Annotated in this window: 3 protein-coding genes and 1 pseudogene; all 4 read left to right on the plus strand. The window is 56.1% G+C overall.

Annotated elements, in window-relative coordinates; translation table 11 throughout:
- Positions 1–33 precede the first annotated feature (33 nt).
- A pseudogene (locus GGD90_RS11720) lies at positions 34–456 on the plus strand (transposase); the annotation flags it as partial.
- 119 nt (positions 457–575) lie between these two features.
- Complete coding sequence (locus GGD90_RS11725; protein ID WP_153116888.1) at positions 576–2,705, plus strand: peptidase domain-containing ABC transporter; 2,130 nt, start codon at positions 576–578, stop codon at positions 2,703–2,705.
- A 170-nt stretch (positions 2,706–2,875) separates the two neighbouring features.
- Positions 2,876–3,316, plus strand: a complete 441-nt coding sequence (locus tag GGD90_RS11730) for a hypothetical protein (protein ID WP_153116887.1) — start codon at positions 2,876–2,878, stop codon at positions 3,314–3,316.
- A gap of 245 nt (positions 3,317–3,561) precedes the next feature.
- Positions 3,562–6,000, plus strand: a 2,439-nt coding sequence (locus tag GGD90_RS18235) for a calcium-binding protein (protein WP_325065987.1), incomplete at its 3' end; no start/stop codon positions are given.

The following is a 6,000-nucleotide window of genomic DNA, read 5'->3' on the forward strand; positions in this document are numbered from 1 at the left end:
TGCATAAAGCATTTTCGCAATGAGGATCTAGCGATGATGGGGCAAATGCAAGGGGGGCAGGGCCGACTGTTCTATGCCTTCAATCTTGAAGACCACGTGCCTCAGAATCATCCGCTGCGAGGCATCGATCGCTGCCTCGACCTGAACGATCTCCGCCAACATCTGGCAGAGCACTACAGCCCTACTGGCCGTCCGTCGATTGATCCCGAACTGATGATCCGGATGCTGATCATTGGCTACAGCTACGGCATTCGCTCCGAGCGTCGCCTGTGCGAGGAAGTGCATCTCAACCTGGCTTATAGGTGGTTCTGCCGTCTTGGCCTGGAAGATGCCGTACCGGATCATTCCACCTTCTCCAAGAATCGCCATGGGCGATTCCGCGACAGCGGCGTTTTTCGCTGGGTGTTCGATGAGGTCGTCCGCCGCTGCATGGTGGCAGGGTTGGTCAAGGGCGACTCGCCAGTTGAACGTCCAGGCCGCATGAGGTGAGCCTCTCCAGAATATGCCCTTTGTTGTATTGACTTGGCATTATCGCTAACAGAGAATGCCCAATCTTCATAAAAGGAAATTGGGCGATGCAGGCATCAGAGGGGGGGCTGGGGGATCAGTGCGTGCAGTGGCTGCTCGGCAGCCTGTGCAGCCTCTATCGCATCCCCTTCGACCCCAAGCTGGTCGAACAGGATTTCCCGCCGCCGCATAGCCTCGCCACCTTCCACGAAGCCGCCCGCGCCTTGGGCTTCAAAACAGGTAACAGTACCCACCCCGCCGATTGGCAAAAGCTTCCGCTTCCAGCCATTGCTTTCCTGCGGGCCGTCCCGGAAAGTAGCGCTGAAGAAGCCATTCCCACCATCCCCGTCCTCATCCTCAAGACCGACGGCCACAAACTTCTCTACTTCCGCACCGGTAGCCAAGCCCCGGAAACCATCACCGCAGAAGAAGCCGCCACCCAGTTCGAGCCCGAACTCATCCTCGCTTCACGCGAGGCCAGCGACACCAACAAGGATGGCGAAATCCCCGGCTTTGAAGTCGAGAAGAAGGAATTCGGCTTCAAGTGGTTCATCCCCGAACTCCTCAAACACAAAACCATCTGGCGTGACGTCCTGCTCGCCAGCCTGGCTATCCAGCTCGTCGGTCTGGCCACGCCGCTGTTCACCCAGGTCATCATCGACAAGGTCGTCGTCCACCAGACCCACAGCACCCTGATCGTCCTTGGCGTGGCGCTCGTCATGTTCATGCTCTTCACCAGCGGCATGAGCTGGCTGCGCCAGTATCTCGTGCTGCACACCGGCAACCGCATCGATGCCGTCCTCGGCAGTCAGGTCTTCCGGCATCTGCTCCGATTGCCTCTGCCGTACTTCGAACACCGCCCCACCGGCACCCTCGTTGCCCGCCTGCACGGTGTCGAAACCATCCGTGAGTTCGTCTCCGGTGCCGCTGTCACGTTGGTTCTCGATTTTCCCTTCCTGCTCATCTTCCTCGCCGTGATGTTTGCCTATAGCTGGCAACTCTCACTGATCGCCGTCGGCCTGCTCGGCGCCATCGCCTTGATCAGCTTTCTCGTCACCCCGGTCTTTCGCGAAAAACTCAATCAGCAATTCATGCTCGGGGCGAGAAACCAATCCTTCCTGACCGAATACGTATCAGGAATGGCCACCGTAAAATCCCTGCAGATGGAAGCCGACATCGACAAAAAGTACGGCGACTTCCTCGCCCAATACCTCGCCGCTGGTTTCAGTACGAAGCAGGTCGGCAACACCTACAACGTCATCAGCAATGGCCTCGAACAGGTGATGACCCTAGCCATCCTGATTGTCGGTGCCTTGCTGGTCATGCAGAACGACGGCTTCACGGTCGGTATGCTCGTCGCCTTCCAGATGTTCGCCGGCCGGATGAGCCAACCGCTCCTACGCCTCGTCGGCCTGTGGCAGGAATTCCAGCAAGCCAACATTGCTGTCAAACGCTTGGGCGATATTCTCGACATGCCGCAGGAACCACATACGCTTACCCCAACAAGAGAAAACCAAGGCCCCGGCCGAATCGACCTCAGCCATCTCGCCTTCCGCTATTCCGAACACCACCCCTGGCTGTACAAGAACCTTAGCCTGCCACTGAAGCCTGGCCATCTGACCGTGCTGATGGGGCCGTCTGGCTGTGGTAAGAGCACGCTAGCCAAGCTGCTGCTCGGCTTCTACCAGCCGAACGAAGGGCAGATCAACCTCGACGGCAAGGACATTCGCCACCTCGCCGCCAACGAACTACGACAAACCTTCGGCGTCGTGCCACAGGAAACCGTGCTCTTCGCCGGCACACTCTACGACAACCTGGTCATGGCGCATCCGCATGCCAGCTTCGAGGATGTCATTCAGGCTTGCAAGGCGGCGGAGATTCATGAGGTGATCGAAACGCTCAATGATGGGTATCAGACGGAGATTGGGGAACGTGGTACCGGGCTATCGGGTGGGCAGCGGCAGCGGATTGCCATTGCCAGGGCGCTCCTGAAACGGCCGAAGATACTGATCTTCGATGAGGCGGTGTCGAATCTGGATCAGCAGACAGCGGAGCACTTCGCTCGAACGGTCAACAAGCTCAAGGGGAAGGTGACGATGCTGTTTATTACGCATCAGATTCCACGTGGGTTGGCTGTGGATGAAGTGATCGAACTTGGAACGAATACAACCCGGCAGATGGAAGTTGTGGAGGAGTAAAAATGAGGAAGAGGAATATGTGTAAAGTCAGGAATTACGAAATGCCACGGTCGACCGGAATATATATAGAAACAAAATTTCTCGGGCCACTTTAGTTTCGGGTTGATGGGGGATTTGGTTAATAGGGCTGCGCTCTGTTTTGTTTTTAGACAATCGAGTATTTAAATATTATGGAATACCTTGGAATAGGTTTTTGTCTGATTGCAGAAGCGTTTTTTTTCAACAAAAAAACATTATTGGAGACGGGCAAGAATCCGAGTAGAGGCGTGCTTGTTTTTATTAATTTATTCGGAATATTTTTTGTTGTTGTTGGGTTTTTTGGAACGATATTTGGCGCCGCTCCGCTATTCCCGGATACTCACGGAAGAATTATTTTATTTATCGTATTTTACTATTTGCTCATTAGCTCTCGCTTGCTAAGTGCGGCCAGCGATGGGGGGGGGCTTGATTTTTTACGAGAAAAAAATAGAAATATTATTGACATGACGAAAATTGCTTTTTCTATTGGGGTTTTTCCTAAAAACAAACCGTATTGCACTTTTGTGAATGCGTGCCAATTCCTTCTGATATTGCTGGTTATTTCTTTTATTAAGGATTTGTTATGGGAGTGAGTTATTCGGATCTGGCAGGGGTTCCATCTGCCGTTACATCATTTGTTGAAGCATATAAAAGCGGCGATACCGTTGGGGTAATGTCGGGTATGGCTGGAATAATTGCTGCAATTCCGGGACCTCAACAAGCGGGATTGGGTATTACTTCAACAGTGCTGGCAGCTGCAACGGCTATAAGCCATGCACAACAGGGAACACTTTCGGCTTCGGACGTCGCTGGAGTCGCAGCCGCCGCATTAGGGGTAATGGCAGCTTCGGCATCGTGCGGCTTGATACCGGCTTCTGTCGCCCAAACAACCGCGGCTGCCATTATTGCCGCAGCATATTCATATTTGGGGACGCAGAAATTCTGGGATTTCATGGGGAATCTCAAAAATCTAATCGGTGATAGTGCCTTTGGAAAGTTCTTCGCGGAACTCAATCCCGAACTTGCTGAACTCTTCGGCAGCGCGAAAAATTGGCATGCCGTCGACCCACTCGCTCTCGACCTCGACGGCGATGGCCTTGAAACCGTCGGCATCACCGCCACCAGCCAAACCCTCTTCGACCACAACGGCGACGGCATCAAAACCGGCACCGGCTGGGTCAAAGGCGATGACGCGCTGCTCGTCCTCGACAAGAACGGCAACGGCACCATCGACAACGGCAACGAACTGTTCGGCGTCGACACTGTTATGTCCAACGGCCAGAAAGCTGCCAGCGGCTTCGCAGCGCTCGCCGACCTCGACAGCAACCACGACGGCGTTTTCAGCAGCGCCGATGCCCAATACGCCAATGTCCAAGTCTGGCGCGATCTCGATCAGGATGGCATATCCGACGTCGGCGAACTGCAAACCCTGGCCCAGGGCGGCATCGCCAGCATCAACCTGACCAGCACGGCCAGCACCGTCAATTTCGGCAACGGCAATACGCAGACTGCCTCGGCCACCTACACCCGTACCGACGGCACCACTGGCACCGCCGCCAACCTCAATTTGGCTGCCAATGCCTTCTCCCGCGAATTCGGCGACCATATCGCGTTGACCGCAGAAGCCGCCAAGCTGACCGGCCTGCAGGGTGCTGGCTTGGTCCGCGACCTGCAAGAAGCAGCCAGTCTTGATGCCAAGTTAATCCAGGACGTTGCCGCCCTGCAAGGTTCGCGTACCGAGATGCTCGGACAACTCGACGGACTGCTGCAAGACTGGGCCGGCACCGCCAATTTCAAGACCTCACAACAGCGCGCTGCAGAAAAGGGCTTCACGCTGATGTTCAAGGTTCCCGGTGCCACCGATGCCGAACTTCAGGCGGTCCAGATCATCGGCCAGCCCGGTTTCGACAAGACATTGACGTTAATGACGCTGGGCGTCACGGAAGACCGCTACAACACCGTCAAGGCCCAAGCCACCGAAATGGGCAGGATGATGGGCGTCCTCGAAGCCTTCAACGGGCAGACTTTTCTCAACTTCGGCGACGACGGCACAATCAGGACCGGGCTGGGTGCGCTGGTATCGAGCCAGAGCAAGGATTTCAGCAGCATCAATCTAGCCAGCGCAGGCACCACGCCGGCCGTTACTAGCTATACCTTTGTCCTGCCGACGCTGACGACGCAACAAGTCGATTTGTTGAAGCAGAGCTACGATGCGCTGAAACAGTCGGTTTATGACGGACTGGTTATGCAAACGCGGTTGAAGGGTTATCTGGATGCAATTGGCCTGACAATCGACGCCAACGGTATTCAGCTTGATTTCTCCGGGTTGAATGAGCTGCTCGACACTCGCTACACCAGCGATGCAACCAATGCGCTGGTCGACTTGATCGACCTCGGCAAGCGCCTGGTGCAGTCCGTCCCCACCTGGAGCATGGAACCCCGCCTCAGCCAGTGGATGGCCGAGGCCGAATTGAACGGTACGATTCAGGATGTACGCAACGCCTTCACCTCCCCCACGATCAGCGCAACTAGCAGTACCAGCGCCGATGACGTCTACCTCGCACCGGCTGGCGCGACCAGTTTCAGCGCCGGAGAAGGAAATGACTTCTTGATCGGTAATTCCGCGAACAACTCCCTCTATGGCGATGGCGGTAACGATACGATCTACGGTGGTGGCGGCAACGACCTGCTGTACGGTGGTTCAGGCAACGACACGCTCGCTGGTGGCACCGGCAACGACAGCTACTACGAAAGCCTGGGGGACGACGTCTATCTCTTCGGTCGGGGTGATGGTCAGGACGTCATCACCAATGGTGGCTATAGCATGGACGGCACGGCCGACACGATCCGCCTGAAAGCGGGTATTGCACCGGCCGATGTCACGCTGTACCGCTCGGGCGCTGTTGGTTCGGGTTACGACCTGATCCTGTCGATCAACGGTACGACAGACAGCATCCGGGTACAGAGCTGGGTGAGCAACACGGCTGTTCGCGTCGAGCGCATTGAGTTCGCCGACGGCACCGTTTGGGACACCAGCGTGATGCTCAAGGCACCGATGCTCGGCACTGATCTTGGCGAGTCGATCTCGGCGACCCTTTCGACTGGCGATACCCTGCGTGGCTTTGGCGGCAACGACACCCTGTATGGCAACAGCGGCAACGACCTGCTCGAAGGTGGCGATGGCAACGACCTGCTGTACGGTGGTTCAGGCAACGACACGCTCGCTGGTGGCACCGGCAACGACAGCTACTACGAAAGCCTGGGGGACGACGTCTAT

Origin of the sequence: Rhodocyclus tenuis, assembly GCF_014197755.1 — a bacterium.
In the GTDB taxonomy this organism is placed as follows: Bacteria; Pseudomonadota; Gammaproteobacteria; order Burkholderiales; family Rhodocyclaceae; genus Rhodocyclus; species Rhodocyclus tenuis.